Origin of the sequence: Paenibacillus cisolokensis (genome assembly GCF_018403665.1) — a bacterium.
GTDB lineage: Bacteria > Bacillota > Bacilli > Paenibacillales > Paenibacillaceae > Paenibacillus_AH > Paenibacillus_AH cisolokensis.
Genome location: NZ_BOVJ01000033.1, coordinates 1 through 15,633, shown reverse-complemented (window position 1 = coordinate 15,633; position 15,633 = coordinate 1). Strand labels below are relative to the sequence as shown.

Sequence of the window (15,633 nt, the reverse complement as noted above, 5' to 3'; positions counted from 1 at the left end):
CTTTCGTGACCTGTGAAAATGTAACGCAGATGGAACGGCAGCTGCGCGAACGCATCGCGCAGATTCGGCCTGCGGACGAGGATGCCGCGGCGGCGGCGCGCCGTCATTCCGACCGGCTGACCAAGCCTCCGGGCAGCCTCGGCAAGCTGGAGGAACTGGCGGCGCGGCTTGCAGGGATGACCGGCAAGCTGTGGCCGGACATTTCGCGCCGGGCGGTGCTCATCATGGCGGCGGATCACGGCGTCTGCGAAGAAGGGGTCAGCGCTTTTCCGCCCGAAGTGACGCCGCAGATGGTGCTGAACTTTCTCGAAGGAGGGGCGGCGGTCAACGTGCTGGCGCGGCAGGCCGGAGCCGACGTCTTCTGCGTCGATGTCGGCGTCAATGCGGATTTGTCCCATCCCCGTCTGATCGATCGCAAAGTGCGCCGCGGAACGGCCGACATGGCCGCAGGTCCCGCGATGGAGCGGGAAGAGGCGCTGCGCGCCGTTCTGGCGGGGATGGAGCTCGTCGCCGGGCTGTCGGAGGAAGGCTACGGCATTTTTGTGACCGGCGAAATGGGCATCGGCAATACGACGGCAAGCGCGGCGATCGTTTCCGTTCTGACGGGAATGCCGCCGGAGCGCGCGGCCGGCAGCGGCACCGGCATCGACGAAGAGCGGCGGAAGCATAAAGCCGCCGTCATCGGGAGGGCGATCGAACGAAACAAACCGGACGCCTCCGATCCGATCGACGTGCTGGCGAAGGTAGGCGGTCTGGAAATCGCCGCCTTGACGGGAGCGATTCTCGGCGCCGCCTCGTGCCGCCGTCCGGTTGTTGTCGACGGCTATATTTCGTCGGCAGCGGCGCTTGCGGCCGTCCGGCTGGCCCCTGCGGCGGCCGATTATATGATCGCTTCCCATCTTTCCCGGGAACAGGGCCACGGCCCGCTGCTGGAAGCGATCGGCTTGTCGCCGATGACGCATCTCGACATGCGGCTCGGCGAAGGGACGGGCGCGGTGCTCAGCCTTCACCTGGTCGACGCATCGCTGCGTCTGATGCAGGAGATGGCGACATTCGAAAGCGCGGGCGTCAGCAGGGGGTGATGCGGCATGGAGAACAAAACGGTGCTCGTAACCGGCGGTGCGCGCAGCGGGAAAAGCTCGTTCGCCGAGCGGCTGGCGGCCAGACTCGGCCGCCGCGGCATCTATGTCGCGACCTCCCAGGCATTGGACGACGAAATGGCGGAACGGATTCGGCGTCATCGCCGTCAGCGCGACGAAGACGGATTTCCGTGGGAAACCGTCGAAGTGCCGTATGCGCTTGCCGAAAGACTGGACGAAATAACCCGGTCTGCCGAACCGGACACGGTCGTGCTCGTTGACTGCCTGACGCTGTGGCTGTCGAACTGGCTGCTGCGGCTGGAGGCGGACGGCGAGGGCGCGGCGGAAGCGGAGGAGCGGCTGGCGGCGCTCGCGGAGCAGCTGGCTGCTGTCGTGCGGCAAAGCGCGGTTCCGCTTATTCTGGTGACGAACGAAGTCGGGAGCGGTATCGTTCCCGCCTATCCGCTCGGGCGGCAGTTCCGCGACGCGGCAGGCCGTGTAAATCGCCGTCTTGCCGAGGTATGCGGCCGCATCTTTCTCGTCGTGGCCGGCATCCCGATCGACTTGAAAGCGGCGGCGTTCCGGCTGGAAGAATGGGATAACCCGGATGAAAAGACATAGGATGACCCGAGCGGGACAATTCCAGGAAAATGGACGAACGGTCTGCAGATCATGAATCCGACCTGCCGTCGCGGCAGGCCGGATTTTGACGGGGGTGCTTGTTCGGCATGATCGATTTGGTGAAGAGGCACGCGCAAAGTTTCGCTGCTGCCATACAGTTTTTAACCCGGGTGCCCGTGCCGCGGCAGGTGCCGTTCGAGCGGCCGGTGCTGGCGCGAAGCGTTATCTATTTTCCGGCGGCGGGCTGGCTGATCGGGGTGCTGCTTACCGCCTGCGCCGATCTGCTCCGGATCGGTGTACCGCCGCTGCCCGGGGCCGTTATCCTCCTTGGCCTATGGGTCGCATTGAGCGGAGGGCTCCATCTGGACGGCTGGATGGATACGGCCGACGGCGTGTTCAGCGGGCGGTCGCGCGAACGGATGCTTGACATTATGAAAGACAGCCGCGTCGGCGCGATGGGCGTCATCGCGGCGGTTTTGCTGCTGCTGTTCAAGTTCGCGGTGCTGGCCGAGCTTGTCGCTTCGCCCGCGTGGAGAACGGCCGTCCCCGCCCTCATCGCCGTTCCGGCGCTGAGCCGCTTATGGATGGGGGCCGCCATCGCGGGCTGGCCGTCCGCCCGGCCGAACGAAGGGCTGGCCGCCTATTTTGCCGATGCCGGCCGCCACCATTCGGCTGGCGCGCTCATCGTCGCGGCGGCGCTGCTGCTGCCGGTATTCCGGCTGACGGGCTGGCCGCTGTCCGACGCGCTTCTGTTTTGCTCGCCGCCGCAGCGACCGGGGCGCTCGTGAGCTGGCTGCTGGCCGGCTGGCTGTGCCGGCGGCTGGGCGGGCTGACGGGGGACACATACGGCGCGATCAACGAGGCGGTAGAAGCGGCGCTGCTGTTTGCAATCGCCGTGCTATGGACGCAATGAGGAAGAAGCCGCTCCGCAGGCAGGGGCGGCTTTCATGCTGAATACGGCTCGGGCTTGCCGACCGGTCGCCGGCCTGCCAGCAAGGCACGGCGGGAAACAGCGGGAAACGGCGATTCGACGGCCGCTTCCGGATTTTCAGCCTTTCCCCCCGCCAAGCCTCTCCAGCACGTCCGCCGAAACGGCGACCGGATGCTTCGGTACGCGTGAAAGGCGGAAGCCGGGAATGAGCTCCTCGGCGCGGACCGGCTCCGGCCGATCGAGCAGGCCGCTCCAATAGGCGAGATAGCCGACGAGGTTTTCAGCGCTCGTTCCCGCGCTGCGCAGCGCGGCCAATGCGACGGCTCCGTGCCGCTTGGACAGCCGTCTGCCGTCCGGACCGTTCAGCAGCGGCACATGGGCGTAACGCGGCGGCGCAAGTCCGAGCGCTTCGAACAGGACGAGCTGCCGCGCTGTGGAATCGAGCAGATCGCTGCCGCGCAGCACGTCGGTAATGCCCATGGCGGCATCGTCTACAACGACGGCCAGCTGATAGCTGAAAATGCCGTCGGCCCGCTTGACGATAAAATCACCTCCCGGCCCGCCGGGAAACGATTGCCGTCCTGCGGCCAAATCTTCAAAAAAGATCGGCGCGTTATCCGTCATGAAACGAAGCGAGGGGGGCTTGCGGGCCGCCCTCGCTTCGCGTTCGGCGGCGGTCAGTTCGCGGCATGTTCCCGGATATGCCGGACCTTCGGACGCAAGGCCGTGAGGCGCGCTGGCGATCGCCTGCAGTTCGGCCCGGCTGCAGTAGCAAGGGTAGAGCAATCCGGCCGCATCGAGCTTGGACAGCGCTTCTTCATACAGCGCTTCGCGTTCGCTCTGCACATACGGAGCGAACGGTCCGCCGACATCCGGTCCTTCGTCCCAGTCCAGGCCGAGCCAGCGCAGGTCGTCGATAATTTGGCGCGCATATTCGGGCCGCGAGCGCGGCTTGTCGATATCTTCCATGCGCAGCAGAAATTGTCCGCCGGCCTTGCGGACCTGAAGCCACGCGAGCAGCGCCGTACGGGCGTTGCCGATATGCAGAAAGCCCGAGGGGGTTGGGGCGAATCGTCCGCGCACCGTCATCGTCACCATCTCCTCGTTTGCCGCAAAACGGACAGGATCTTCGTTCCTGCCCGTCGGGCGTTTTCGTCGTTTGGCAGGTTGTATCATAACATGGCGCTCGCTGGCCGCGCAAGTTTGCTGCGGCTCTCGTGGCGGCCCGCTCCATAATGGATAGACATGTTGGAGAGACATTGGATAGACATGTTGGAAGGACATGATTGGGAAGACGTGATGGAACTTGAAAAGACGTGTTGAATAGACATGTTGGGAATGGTCTGTTGGGAATTACATGTTCAGTGAGAACTTGTTCGTCATACATGTCCGTCAAATACATGTCGGGGCGAATGTCCGGAAGACAGTTGCAACTTCGTAACCGTTCGGGCAGTATTAAAAGATATGCGTCAAATCCGGAAAGACGGGAGAGGGGATGGGAACATGGCGGTACTGGAGGAAATGGAACGGATCAACCGGGAGCTGGACGAATGGCGGGATAAAGCGCATCGACTGGCGCGGGCCGAGCGGCGCCGCGAACAATTGCAAACGCGTTTGGCGGAAACCGAACGCCGCATTGTCAAGCTCGAAGTGGAACTTGATATGGAGAAAGAGGATGTGGAAAAGCTGCTCCGGCTTTCCTGGACCAATCTGTTCCATACGCTGCTGCGCAGCAAGGAGGAGCAATTGGAGCTTGAGCGCCAGGAGGCTCTCGCCGTCTCGCTCAAGCTGCAGGAAGCGCGGCGCGAGGCGGAGGAATTTAAGCGTGAACTGGCGGAAGTCGGTTCCGAGCTGCGGGCCGTCGCAGGGGCGGACAATACGTACCGGGAGCTGATGGCGCGCAAGGAGCGGCTGCTGCGGGAAAGCGGGACGCCGGCTGCCGAACAGCTGCTGGAGCTTGACCGCAGGATGGAGCAGTCCGGCGGCCGGCTGAAGGAGCTTAAGGAAGCGCTGGATGCTGCGCGGCGGCTCGGTCATGCGCTTCGCGACGCGGCCGAAAGCTTGGGCAAGGCGAAAAACTGGGGGACCTACGACATGCTTGGGGGAGGGATGATCGCCACCTCCATCAAGCGTTCGCATATGGACGAGGCAAACACTCACATTCACAACGCGCAGCATCTGCTTCACCGGCTGCGCAAAGAGCTGGAGGACGTCCATATTTCGGAAGATCTGCAGCTCGATACGGGAGGCTTTTCCCATTTTGCCGATTATTTTTCGACGGTCTGATCGCGGATTGGATCGTGCAGGGCCGCATCACCGGTTCGCTCGAGCAGGTGGAGCGCCAGGCTTCGCAGCTGCGGACGCTGGAACGGCGGCTTTCCGAAGAGGTGCAACGTCTGGAACAGGAGACGGCTGCCGTCAGGCGGGAGCGCGAAAAGCTGCTGGAGTCGCACTGACGGCATGACCGCAGCCCGGCCGCGCATGCGGTTGATCGCCACTGTGCGGTGAAAAGACAAATGCCGGGGCCGAACGCTCGTCCCGCTCGACACATCGAAGCCGGGCCGAACGCTCGTCCCGCTCGACACATCGGGGCGGGACGGACGATCGCGGCCGGGCTGGGGCAAAGATGAAGAGGACACGAAGGAGAGCTAAGGCAAGCATGAAACGATTACCGATCGACGATGTATGGCCGGATTTGCGGGATGCGCTGCGGGCGGGGCCGAACGCGGTACTCGTGGCGCCGCCGGGATCGGGCAAGACTACGCGGGTGCCGCTTATGATGCTGGACGAGCCGTGGCTTGGCGGCCGCCGCGTTTTGCTGCTGGAGCCGAGAAGGCTCGCCGCCAGGTCGGCCGCCGCTTTTATGGCCCGGTCTCTTGGCGAGCAAACGGGCGAAACGGTCGGTTACCGGGTGAGGCTCGATACGCGGGTCGGACCCGGTACGCGCATCGAGGTCGTCACCGAGGGCGTGCTGACGCGCATGCTTCAGGAGGACCCCGCGCTTGAAGGAGTCGGAGCGGTGCTGTTCGACGAGTTTCACGAGCGGAGCCTGCATGCGGATCTCGGTCTGGCGCTCTGCCTGGAGGCGCAATCGCTACTCCGGAGCGATCTGCGTCTTGTCGTCATGTCGGCGACGCTCGAAGCGGAACCGGTCGCCAGACTGCTTGGCGATGCGCCGGTTATTGCAAGCGACGGCCGCGCCTTTCCGGTCGAGACGATCTATCTGGGGCGATCGGCCGAACGGACAGCGGAATTCGGGCCGCACTTCCGGGCCGGCCGTGCCGGTGCGCTGGAACGCGACGTCGCTGCCGCCGTGATGAGGGCGCTCACGGAACGCGAAGGCGATATTCTCGTCTTTCTGCCGGGCGCCGGCGAAATTCGGCGGACGGAGGCGCTGCTCTCGGCGGAGCGGCTGCCCTCTTCCGTCGAGGTGATGCCCCTGTACGGCAGCTTGCCTGCCGAACGGCAGGATGCGGCAATCGCGCCGGCGGCGGCCGGCCGGCGCAAAATTGTGCTGTCGACCTCGATAGCCGAGTCGAGTCTGACCGTGGAAGGGGTACGCGTCGTGATCGATGCGGGACTGATGCGGGTGCCGCGATTTTCGCCGCGCACGGGCATGTCGCGGCTGGAGACCGTTCCGGTGTCGCAGGCGTCCGCCGACCAGCGCAAAGGCCGGGCAGGCCGCGTAGCCCCAGGAACGGTGTACCGGCTATGGTCGGAACGCGACCATGCGCTGCTGCCGGAGGCGCGTACGCCCGAGCTGCTTGAAGCGGATCTGGCCCAGCTGGCGCTGGAGCTTGCCGTATGGGGCGTATCGGACCCGGAGCGGCTTCAATGGCTCGATCCGCCGCCGCGCGGCGCTTTCGCGCAGGCGCGGGAGCTGCTCCGCCGGTTGGGTGCGCTTGATGCCGACGGCCGGGCAACCGCGCACGGCCGCCGGATGGCCGAGCTCGGCACCCATCCCCGTCTTGCGCACTGCATACTGCGCGCCCATTCGCTCGGATGGGCGGACGCCGCCTGCGAGCTCGCGGCGCTGCTCGGCGACCGCGATCTGCTGCGCGGCGAACGAAACGCCGACATGCGCCTGCGCGTCGACGCGCTCCGCCGCGCGGCGCGCACCGGCAGTCCGCCGCAGGGAGCCGATCCCGCCGCCGTCAGACGGCTGTTGGCCGAAGCGCGCGAGCTGCGCCGGGCAGCGGATCGCATCGTTCGGGCGGAAGGCGCGGCAAGCGGCGGGTCCGCCGCTGCTGCCGGCCCCGGAGCGCCGGCCGCCGGCGCGGCCGCGCATGGCGCCGATGCCGTGCCGGTCGGATTGCTGCTGGCTTTCGCATTTCCCGACCGGATCGCGCAGCGGCGGCCTGACGGCCGGTATTTGCTCGCGAACGGGCGAGGAGCCGTGCTGCCGGGCGCTCAGCCGTTATCGCGGGCCGAATATATCGTCGCCGCCGAGTTGGACGATAGCGGCACGGAAAGCCGCATACTGCTGGCGGCGGAGGTATCGGCTGCGGATCTGGAACGGTATTGCGCCGAATCGATCGCGGCGGAGGAAAGCGTGGAATGGGACAGCGAAGCCCGAGCGGTAAGGCCGCTCAGGCGTATCCGGCTGGGAGCGATTGTCCTGAAGGAAGGGCGTCTTGCGCATCCCGATCCCGAATCGGTTCGGAAGGCGCTTATTCGCGGATTGCAGGAAGCGGGACTCGAAGCGCTGCCGTGGACGAAGACGGCGCGGCAGCTGCTGGCCCGCATGCGGATGATGAGCCGCTTCGGCGGCGATTGGCCGGACGTATCCGAGGAGGCGCTTCTGTCGCGGCTAGACGAGTGGCTCGGTCCGTATATCGAAGGGGCGACCAAGCTGCAGGATGTGCTGAAGGTTGCGCTCGCCGACGCTTTAGAAGGGATGCTGACCTGGCGACAGCGGCAAGAGCTGGACCGCGAAGCGCCTACGCATATCACCGTGCCGAGCGGCTCGCGCATTCCGATCGATTACAGCGATCCCGAATCGCCGGTATTGGCGGTCCGATTGCAAGAGCTGTTCGGCCTGAAGGAAACGCCGAAGCTGGCCAACGGACGCCTGCCGCTGACGCTGCACCTGTTGTCGCCCGCGCATCGTCCGGTGCAAGTGACGCGGGATTTGTCCAGCTTCTGGAGCGAAGCGTATTTCGAGGTAAGGAAAGAATTAAGAAGCCGCTATCCGAAGCATGTATGGCCCGACGATCCGTTGTCGGCGGCGCCGACGAACCGGGCCAAGCCGCGCGGGAACCATTGACCGGGGGCCATGTTGTACGCGCGGGCGGACAACCGGCTCCGACCGCACCGAACGTCCGGGCCGACACCCGTACAGGGTTGCCGCATCCGCGCCGACCTACGACCGCCGCCATTGCCGCAAGCGTTCAATTGCCGGTCAGCAGCAGATTGACGGCCAGTCCGGCGTAGATGACCGCTTCGGCAACCGCAAAACGGGCCGTCCATTTGGGGGAACGGTTCATGAGGCTGCGCCCGATCCGGCCCGCAAGCAGCGCGACGACGGTAAACACGGCCAAAGCCTGCGCCATAAACAGCGCCCCCAGCTGAATCATCTGCAGCGGCACGGAGCCGGCCGCAGGCGTGACGAACTGGGGGAGCAGCGCCAGGAAGAACAGCGACACTTTCGGATTGAGCGTGCTCATGAGGATGCCGCGCCGGTACAGCGCCGGCAACCTTTCGCCGGCCGCTTCCGCCGCGCCCGCAGCCGGTTGCGGCGTTGCCGGCGAAGCGGCCGTTTCGCCGCCGTCGTTCCGCCGGATGCCGGAGACGGCTTTCCACGCCAGGTACAAGAGGTAAAGCGCGCCAAGCGCCTTGACGAGGCGGAAGGCGACCGGCGACGACAGGACGACGGCGGATATGCCGCCCGCCGCCAGCGACGTATGCACGATGAGCCCGGTGCACAGTCCGAGCGCGACCGCGATGCCGCTGCGCGCGGATCGCGAGACGCTCTGCGCGGCGACGAACAGAATGTCCGGGCCGGGCATAAGCGTCAGCGCGACGGCAACGGCGAGAAAGGCGATGATTTGTTCCAATGGCAGCATGCGGCGAATACCTCCGTGTTGCAAAGTGCCATATTTCTGTCAAACGCTATAAACGCTATTTTGTAAACGCGTCGGTTCGCCGGTTCGACTACGAAGCGGCGGATTGCGCAGCATAGGAAGGAAGTGCGAACCTTGAACCGATGGACGGCATTTATTAGCGCGTATCTGATCATCGTCAATTTGATCGGATTTGTCATGATGGGCGTCGACAAGCGGCGTGCCGGCGCGAAGCGGCGGCGAATCCGCGAAAAACGCTGTTTGCGGCGTGCGCCGCAGGAGGCGCTGCGGGCGTCTGGGCCGGCATGCGGCAGTGGCGCCACAAGACGAAGCACCGGCGCTTCGTCATCGGCGTGCCGGCGCTCCTGCTGCTGAATATCGCCGTGTTCGGCTGGCTGTTGTACGCGTCCGCCGCGATTTGAACACCAATGATACCATTGTGGACGAAGTCGGAGATTTTGTCGAGCATCATTTCCACATATTGAAACGGGAAACTATTTATGCTATATTGGTCATTCGCTTTATAATTCGCTCGATCAAATCTTAGGAGGTAACTGACGTGCCCGTTCAAAGTGCCTATCAAGAAGAAGAGAAGCGATTGACCGGCGTATTGGCGGAAATCCGGCGGCAGCTTGAAGCGATCGGCCCCCGTTACACCGGAGACGATTTTACCGAACAGATGCTGGATGTGCAGCGCGGGAAGCGGATCGAAAGACTGGAAACCGCGTATCGTGAACCTTATTTCGGACGGCTGGATTTTCAGGAGGCGTCGTCGGACCGGCCGGTACCGCTTTATATCGGCAAATCGGGCGTTTCCGGTCCGGGACGGGACGAGCTGCTCGTGATCGACTGGCGCGCCCCCGTGGCAAGCATGTTTTATTCGTTCGCAGGCGGCGACGGGCCCGCTTCGTACGAATCGCCGGAAGGCGAAGTGACCGGTACGGTCCATCTGAAACGGAATCTCGTCATCCGCGACGGCGAGCTGATCCGGATGGCGGACAGCTACACGCGGGGACAGGATGAAGCCCTCGTCACGGACGAGTTTCTCCTTTACCGTCTCGGGGAGAACAAGGACAACAAGCTGCGCGACATCGTCTCGACCATTCAGGCGGAGCAGGACCGGATTATCCGTGCGGACAAAAACAAGGTTCTATTCATACAAGGCGTCGCCGGCAGCGGCAAAACGACCGTAGCGCTGCATCGGCTCGCCTTTTTGCTGTACCGGTACGCGGATCGGGTCCGCGCGAGCCGCATGATCATTTCGCGCCGAACCGGATGTTCCTCGATTATATATCCGGGGTGCTGCCGGAGCTCGGGGTAGGGGATATCCGGCAGACGACGTTCGAGGATTGGACGATCGAACTGCTGCGCAACGAGGTACGGGCCGCCGACCCGGCCGATACGCTTCACGATTGGTTCGAGCGGCCGCGTTTGGCGGCGGATTTGGATAGCGCTTCGGGCCGGTGGAAAGGGAGCAGGGCGTTCGTCGCGCTCGTCGAAGAGCGCTTGCGGGAAATCGAGGCGTCGTTCGTGCCGCAGGAGCCTTTCGAACCGGTCGAAGGGATGAGGCTGCAGCCGGAAACGATGCGGCAATGGGCGGAGACCGACTACGGGAACGAGCCGATTATGCGCAAGCGCGAGCGGCTCGTCAACCGGCTAAGGCGATGGCTGGAAACCGAGCTGAAGGACCGGAAATGGACGGACCGCAGCATCCGTTCCAAAGCGCTGTCGCGGCTGAACGCATTTGTGAAGAAAATGCCCTCCTACTCCGCGCCGCAAGCTTACCGGACGATGTTCGAAGGAAAGCGCGCCGCGGCCGTTCCCGACAAACGGATCGTCACCGAGACCGTCGCCCGCCTGAAGAAGGGCATTGCCGCCGAGGAGGATTTGGCTCCGCTCGCCTATATCCATATCCGGCTGTACGGACTTGATCAGCCGCCGTTCGACCATATCGTCATTGACGAAGCCCAGGATTATTCGCCCTTTCGGATCGAAGCGCTGAAGCTGTGCCAGCGGCGGCCGTCGATGACGGTGCTCGGCGATTTGCAGCAAGGCATTCACGGCTATGCCGGCGTTCGCAGTTGGCGCGAGCAGATGGAGCTGTTCGATGACGAGGACGTGCAGTACTACGAGCTTGACCGAAGCTACCGTTCGACGATGGAAATTATCGAGTTCGCCAATCGGGTGCTGGCCGGCATGGATGGCGGCGTGCGCCCTGCCGTTCCGGTGTTTCGCAGCGGCGAACCGGTGGAAATCGAACGGACGGAGCCGGGAAATTGGCTGGCCGCCGTCGAGGAGTCGGTGCGAAGCTGGCAAGTGGAAGGCCGGTACAAGACGATCGCCGTCATTGGCCGTACGGCTCGGGAATGCGCGCTGCTTCATGAGCGGCTGGCCGCCGGAGGGCTGTACGCGGCTCTCGTGGAGAGCAGCCAACCGTCCTACGGCGGCGGCTTGACGGTCGTTCCCGTCTATTTGTCGAAAGGACTGGAATTCGATGCGGTCGTCATGGCGGACGCGGGCGAAGCGGCTTACGGCGATGCGGACGCCAAGCTGCTTTATGTCGGCTGCACCCGCGCGCTGCACCGGCTGAAGCTGCTTTACCGCGGCCGTTTGACCCGTCTCGTAAGCGGGGGGTGAGCGGCGCGCCGATGCGATCGCCGCGGACGCTTTGCTTTGCTGCGTTCCCTCTGGCATGCTTCTCTATGCGAAGGTCCGTTCCCGGGCAGCGTCACGGTCCGGACCGGGCGGCCGCAAATGCGACCTGCAAACGGGACGGCCGTATAAATGAATGTAATTTGCAGAAGGAGATGGATGCTTATGTCCGATAGCGGCGACGCGAACCAAGCGGCGTACCCGGTGCCCGACAGCAGGGAGGAGCTGCTTCAGGCGTTGAAGGAAGCCGAAGCGTGGGAGCGGGAACAGAAGGATTTATGGTTCTGGGAGAAGCTCGGGCGGCTGCCTTTCGCGCTGCTGGACCGGCTGGCGCCCAAAGCGATACACCGCAAGATCGGCCAGGCGCTCGACGAGATCGGCGGCTTTATCCAGCATGGCGGCCGTTATCTCGTCAGTGAAAGAAGTATTCTCGACAAAGTGAAGGCGAACTGGGACGGCGGTCCGTACGAGCATTCCAAGACAACGGAGCTGCAAATGCGGGATATGCAGCGCGTTCCGCTCCGTGTGATGGACAAAACCGCCGATCGTCTGGCGTCAAGCCGCAGCGCGATCGCTACCGCTCAAGGGGCGACGACCGGCTTCGGCGGTCTGTTCACCCTTGTGGCGGATATCCCGGCCATTCTCGGGCTTTCGCTTAAAATCATACAGGAGATGGCGATTTGCTACGGCTTCGATCCGAAGTCGGAGGAAGAGCGCGCATTCGCCGTCAAAGTGCTGCAGTTCGCCTCGTCGGATATCGTCGGCAAGCAGGCCGTGCTGGGCGAACTGACCGTACTGGAAAACGGGCAAGCGCACGCGCTTTCCCAGCTGCAGGGCTGGAGAGAAGCGATGACGGTTTATTGGGACAATTTCGGATGGAAAAAGCTGTTTCAGGCGATTCCGGTGGCGGGCATGCTGTTCGGAGCGCTTATCAACCGGGGGATGCTGCAGGATGTCGCGGATACGGCCAAAATGCTGTACCGGAAGCGAAGAGTGCTCGAAAGGCTGAATGCGGCGACAGAACATCAGGAAGGGAACGTGCAACACGGCAATGGAGACGCTGCAACCACATAAAGCTGCCGAGGCGGAGCGATTCATTTACGCCTGCTACGAAGAAATGGGACGAAGCCGCGAGGAAGCGGACGCGCGGATGGCGGAGATCCGCCGGGAGTTGGAGAAGACCGGAACCTATGTGCATACGAAAGAGGAGCTGGAGCATGGCGCCCGCATGGCCTGGCGCAACAGCAACCGGTGCATCGGCCGACTGTTGTGGCAGACGCTGGACGTGTTTGACGCCCGTTCGATTACGGACGAGCAGGAGGCGGCGGAGACGTTGTTCCGGCATATCCGGTATGCGACGAACGGCGGCAAAGTCCGCTCCGCCATTACGATTTTTGCGCCGGATACGGCCGAGCGAAGCATGAGGATCTGGAACCACCAGCTGACAAGGTACGCCGGGTACGCGACGGATCGGGGAATCGTCGGCGACCCGGCTTCGCTGGCGTTGACCCGCATCTGCGAGCGGCTCGGATGGCGCGGCGCCGGCACGCCTTTCGATTTGCTGCCTGTCGTCTTGCAAATGTCCGGCCGTCCGCCCGTATGGTTCGAGTTGCCGGAAGGGCTTGTCCTGGAAGTGCCGATCGAGCATCCCGATATTCCGGGTATCGCGGAGATGAACGTCAAATGGTATGCCGTTCCGTTTATTTCCGATATGGCGCTCGAAATCGGAGGCGTTACGTATCGGGCGGCGCCGTTTAATGGCTGGTATATGGGAACGGAGATCGGCGCGCGCAATTTGGCCGATGCCAACCGTTACAATTTGCTGCCTGCCGTCGCGCGGCTTATGGGGCTGAACACCTCGGCGAACGCATCGCTCTGGAAAGACCGGGCGCTCGTGGAGTTGAATGTGGCGGTGCTGCATTCGTACAGAAAAGCGGGCGTAACGATCGTGGACCATCATACGGCCGCCGAGCAGTTCATGACATTTGTCAAACATGAGAAAGAAAGCGGCCGAGAGGCGACGGGAAGATGGTCGTGGCTTATTCCGCCTTTGTCGCCTTCCGTCACCCCGATATGGCACGAGCGAATCGAGGACCGGATGAATACGCCGAATTTCTTGTACCAACCGAAGCCGTACTGACGGAAGCTGTCGCCGACGGCTGGGCAGGGAAGCCGACGGCCGGACAGGAAAGCCGACCGGAAAATACCGGAACCGTTGCACAAGCCGTCAGCCGACAGACGCCGGACGGGAGAGAACAGCCCCGGCGCCTCAGCCCGCCGGACGGCATGAGGACAGCCTGGGTGCCTGAGCCCGCCGGACGTCCGTTGAGGCTTAGCTTCTAACGGCTCATGTCCGCAAGATGCAAATTATGATATGCTACTTTTTGATGGGTTCATGATACAGGGGCGAAGGAGTTACAGGGAAGCGAATGGAAGTTTTGGTGCAGTTCTTGTCATTTTTCGTCATCCGTACGGAGGGGACGGAAGGAAGCGGCTCGAAGCAGTACAAGCATTATCGGACGATGAACGGGCATGAATATATGGAAAGCGAGCTGCGTCCGTTTCTGGACGGGGAATTCGTCCGCATCGTGAAGCGGAAGGCGGAGCGTCACCCCGTAACGGGCGACGCGCCGACGAAGATCGGCCGATTCGTCGTCGAGCCCGGCCACGAGCCGGACAGCAACCCGAATTTCAATTTGCTGAACCGGCTGCGCCGCGCCGAGGACGCTGGGCAATTCCACGGCTGCGCGGACGATCTCGTCCGGCTCTATCTCGATACGAGCGCGGCGCGCGGCGGCGCGCTGATCGTCGCGCAAGCGCGGCTTCCGCGCTGTTCCGGCGATCCGTTCGTGTTTGTCATGAAATGCGATTTCGAACCGAAGATCGCCCGCATCGCCGACGAACGGAGCCTGATCGCCAAGGTGGATATGGCGATCAGCGCGCGCGGCATGAAGTCGATTCAATATCCGCATATGCCCGAGGAGGGCATCGTCGAGGAATGGGAGCTGAAGCTTCATCAGGCGTCGCATGCGCGGTATTTTGAAGATTTCCTGAAATGGGTCGAGTACGGCAAGCCGATGCCCGAGGTGATGGAGGAGCAGGTGCTCGGGATGGTGCAGCAGTATATGGAGGAAAAATGGGGCGACCAGCCGGCCGAAGCCCGTGAACAGGAAGAGGAGGAGATCGAACTGTGGGCGGCCGCCGACAAGCGGGGACTGCTCGAGCGATGGCCGGAAGAGCGGGTCGCCGCAGCGGCGGCGAAGCTCGTCGAGCAAAAGCCGGATTTGCCGATCGCTTTCAAGCTCGGCGGCGTAACGGTAAAAGTGCTGTTGTCCGAATTCGGCAACGCCATCCATCTGGCCCGCCATAACGGCAAATATATTGTCGTCATCGAAGGAGACGCCTTTCAGTTCGAACGCGGCATGTCGCCGGTCGAGCTGCTGCACCGCCGGAGCTTGCGGAAATTATGGAACGGATCGGCGGCACCTCCGGATCGGCCGGGGCGGATGCGGTTGCCGAAGCGGCCGTCTCCGTCGGCGAAGACGGCGATGCGAGGCGGGTCTTATCGGAAGCGGCCGCTGCGGGCGAGGACGATGCGCCTCCATGGTGAACGCAAGGCACTCGACGACAACTCGCCGACCAAGAACGGCATCAAAAATGCGAAAGTCGTCGCCAAACTCGCCATCGACGGTCGCATACAGTGCCGCAGCTGCCGGAAGGCGTTTACGCTGACCGGCGTGCGTTTACGCTGACCGGCGTGCGTTTATGCTGACCTGCGTGTGCTGATGAACCAGAGGGACCGTTTGTGCGGGGATTTGAACCGTGCGAAGGGTCCTCGCTCGCTCATCTTTGAATGTACTGCGAAAAAGTTTTTCTTTACATCCATCACGAACCGCTGCGAATCCGTTTCAAGCGGTTTTTGTTTTTAAAGATTAAAGAAAGATAAAACTCATTTGCCTCTGTTAACCGTCCGCGCCTTCCGTCAAATCGTCGCCCGTCCGTCGTCCGTCGGCCCGTCGTCCGTCGCCCGTCGTCCGTCGCCCGTCCGTCGGTGTCCCGCCTTCAGCCCCCCTCTCCCGGCAGATTGCTTTGGCGAAAAAGCTGCAAAAGTACAGGAATTTTGGCCCGAATAGATGACTATGGCGCAAAATCCTGCAAAAATACAGTAATTTTTGGCGATTTTCGCTTGTCTGGCTTGAACGGATCAAAAAACTGTATAATCGCAGGAATTTTCGCGTTTTGGTTATTTTACGCCCGAAAAAACTGCACTTTTGCAGCATTGTTCTTG

14 protein-coding genes and 3 pseudogenes are annotated in these 15,633 nt (G+C 63.0%); 14 read left to right on the top strand and 3 right to left on the bottom strand.

All coding sequences use genetic code 11. From position 1 onward, the window contains the following. Positions 1 to 29: 29 nt before the first annotated feature. The 4 genes from cobT (at position 30) to PACILC2_RS28440 (ending at position 2,613) form a co-directional block, all read left to right on the top strand. Positions 30 to 1,082 carry a nicotinate-nucleotide--dimethylbenzimidazole phosphoribosyltransferase gene (gene cobT / locus PACILC2_RS04720; RefSeq protein ID WP_213527813.1) on the top strand — a complete coding sequence of 351 codons (1,053 nt, stop codon included), beginning with the start codon at positions 30 to 32 and terminating at the stop codon, positions 1,080 to 1,082. 6 nt (positions 1,083 to 1,088) lie between these two features. After that, a complete protein-coding gene (cobU, locus tag PACILC2_RS04715) occupies positions 1,089 to 1,700 on the top strand; it encodes a bifunctional adenosylcobinamide kinase/adenosylcobinamide-phosphate guanylyltransferase (protein WP_213527786.1) in 612 nt (203 codons plus the stop codon). Positions 1,701 to 1,807: 107 nt separating this feature from the next. Beyond that, on the top strand, positions 1,808 to 2,488 hold the full coding sequence (gene cobS, locus PACILC2_RS04710) for an adenosylcobinamide-GDP ribazoletransferase (RefSeq protein ID WP_307860359.1): 681 nt from the start codon (positions 1,808 to 1,810) through the stop codon (positions 2,486 to 2,488). Next, positions 2,485 to 2,613, top strand: coding sequence for an adenosylcobinamide-GDP ribazoletransferase (locus tag PACILC2_RS28440; RefSeq protein WP_372447048.1), 129 nt, complete (start codon positions 2,485 to 2,487; stop codon positions 2,611 to 2,613). The genes cobS and PACILC2_RS28440 overlap by 4 nt, the downstream gene beginning before the upstream one ends. Positions 2,614 to 2,748: 135 nt before the next feature. On the opposite strand, the gene gluQRS is transcribed toward PACILC2_RS28440, so the two are convergent. Beyond that, positions 2,749 to 3,729: a tRNA glutamyl-Q(34) synthetase GluQRS gene (gene gluQRS, locus PACILC2_RS04705; RefSeq protein WP_213527811.1), complete on the bottom strand. Its 981-nt coding sequence runs from the start codon at positions 3,727 to 3,729 to the stop codon at positions 2,749 to 2,751. A gap of 405 nt (positions 3,730 to 4,134) precedes the next feature. Here gluQRS and PACILC2_RS04700 point away from each other — a divergent pair, with 405 nt between their 5' ends. The 3 genes from PACILC2_RS04700 to hrpB all read left to right on the top strand — a co-directional run bounded on the left by PACILC2_RS04700 (position 4,135) and on the right by hrpB (position 7,897). Continuing rightward, entirely contained in the window at positions 4,135 to 4,917 is a 783-nt protein-coding gene (locus PACILC2_RS04700; RefSeq protein WP_213527784.1) for a hypothetical protein, read from the top strand. Between the two features lie 14 nt (positions 4,918 to 4,931). Then, entirely contained in the window at positions 4,932 to 5,087 is a 156-nt protein-coding gene (locus PACILC2_RS04695; protein ID WP_213527782.1) for a hypothetical protein, read from the top strand. 203 nt (positions 5,088 to 5,290) lie between these two features. Beyond that, positions 5,291 to 7,897, top strand: coding sequence for an ATP-dependent helicase HrpB (gene hrpB, locus PACILC2_RS04690; RefSeq protein ID WP_213527780.1), 2,607 nt, complete (start codon positions 5,291 to 5,293; stop codon positions 7,895 to 7,897). A gap of 124 nt (positions 7,898 to 8,021) precedes the next feature. On the opposite strand, the gene PACILC2_RS04685 is transcribed toward hrpB, so the two are convergent. Continuing rightward, the gene (locus PACILC2_RS04685; protein WP_213527778.1) at positions 8,022 to 8,696 is read right to left on the bottom strand and encodes a LysE family translocator; all 675 of its coding nucleotides are present in this window, start codon (positions 8,694 to 8,696) and stop codon (positions 8,022 to 8,024) included. 195 nt (positions 8,697 to 8,891) lie between these two features. On the opposite strand from PACILC2_RS04685, the pseudogene PACILC2_RS04680 reads away from it, so the two are divergent. The 7 genes and pseudogenes from PACILC2_RS04680 to PACILC2_RS29720 all read left to right on the top strand — a co-directional run. Further along, positions 8,892 to 9,115, top strand: a pseudogene (locus PACILC2_RS04680) (DUF1294 domain-containing protein). Positions 9,116 to 9,252: 137 nt separating this feature from the next. After that, complete coding sequence (locus PACILC2_RS26335; protein ID WP_244863236.1) at positions 9,253 to 10,014, top strand: helicase domain-containing protein; 762 nt, start codon at positions 9,253 to 9,255, stop codon at positions 10,012 to 10,014. Next, a complete protein-coding gene (locus tag PACILC2_RS04675) occupies positions 9,969 to 11,330 on the top strand; it encodes a HelD family protein (protein ID WP_244863235.1) in 1,362 nt (453 codons plus the stop codon). The genes PACILC2_RS26335 and PACILC2_RS04675 overlap by 46 nt, the downstream gene beginning before the upstream one ends. A 180-nt stretch (positions 11,331 to 11,510) precedes the next feature. Beyond that, positions 11,511 to 12,419 carry an EcsC family protein gene (locus PACILC2_RS04670; RefSeq protein WP_213527776.1) on the top strand — a complete coding sequence of 303 codons (909 nt, stop codon included), beginning with the start codon at positions 11,511 to 11,513 and terminating at the stop codon, positions 12,417 to 12,419. Next, on the top strand, positions 12,397 to 13,485 hold the full coding sequence (locus PACILC2_RS04665; RefSeq protein WP_062492678.1) for a nitric oxide synthase oxygenase: 1,089 nt from the start codon (positions 12,397 to 12,399) through the stop codon (positions 13,483 to 13,485). Before PACILC2_RS04670 ends, PACILC2_RS04665 begins: the two co-directional genes overlap by 23 nt. A 289-nt stretch (positions 13,486 to 13,774) precedes the next feature. Further along, positions 13,775 to 14,749 (top strand): annotated as a pseudogene (locus tag PACILC2_RS04660) (DUF3900 domain-containing protein); the annotation flags it as partial. A 210-nt stretch (positions 14,750 to 14,959) separates the two neighbouring features. After that, positions 14,960 to 15,178: pseudogene (locus PACILC2_RS29720) on the top strand (hypothetical protein); the annotation flags it as partial. A 129-nt stretch (positions 15,179 to 15,307) separates the two neighbouring features. On the opposite strand, the gene PACILC2_RS04650 reads toward PACILC2_RS29720, so the two are convergent. Beyond that, on the bottom strand, positions 15,308 to 15,633 hold a 326-nt coding region (locus PACILC2_RS04650; RefSeq protein WP_213527774.1), incomplete at its 5' end, for a hypothetical protein.